This window comes from Elstera litoralis (genome assembly GCF_000963705.1).
Taxonomy (GTDB): domain Bacteria; phylum Pseudomonadota; class Alphaproteobacteria; order Elsterales; family Elsteraceae; genus Elstera; species Elstera litoralis.
This window is the reverse complement of the sequence record NZ_LAJY01000980.1, coordinates 1-619: the sequence shown is the minus strand read 5'-3', so window position 1 is coordinate 619 and position 619 is coordinate 1. Positions and strand designations below refer to the sequence as shown.

The 619-nt window shown below is 51.7% G+C and carries 1 pseudogene; it reads right to left on the bottom strand.

From position 1 onward, the window contains the following. A pseudogene (locus tag VZ95_RS21050) lies at positions 1–402 on the bottom strand (DNA-methyltransferase); the annotation flags it as partial. Positions 403–619: the final 217 nt, after the last annotated feature.

Sequence of the window (619 nt, the reverse complement as noted above, 5' to 3'; positions counted from 1 at the left end):
CCCGGAAATTCGGCATGGGTTGGACTTGCGCCACACCACATCGTTCAAAATCCAAAAGCCCATATCCTGCAACATCGCGCCGAGGCGGAAGATATTGTGGTAGGAGCCGATCACCCAAAGGGTGCCATCGTCCTTCAACACCCGGCGGGCTTCGGTTAGCCACGCTTTCGTGAAGCGGTCGTGCGCCGCAAAATCCCCGAGCTTATCCCACTCGGCATCGACGCCATCGACTCGGCTATTGTCCGGGCGATGCAACTCACCATTGAGTTGCAAGTTGTAGGGCGGATCGGCAAAGACCAAATCCACCGAGTTATCGGGAAGACGCGCCATTTCAGCGATGCAGTCGCCGATCAGGATCGTGTCCAACGGGAGAGCTGAGGAAGGGGTGAGGCGCTGTGTCATACCCAGAGGATGCCGCTGTCAGACACGAGCGTCAATAAGAAAATTGAATGTTTTTAGTATGTTATGGCATTTAGTGAATGTAATGTCTTAAGAAAAATCAAGATATGGTAGGCACCCGGTCCCGTTACCCGCTACCGCTTGGGGTTTTGGGATAAATCGGAGCATACTAAATTTTCTGATTCTTGCTACTAGTTTCTAAGGGATGAAATTAGCGTAA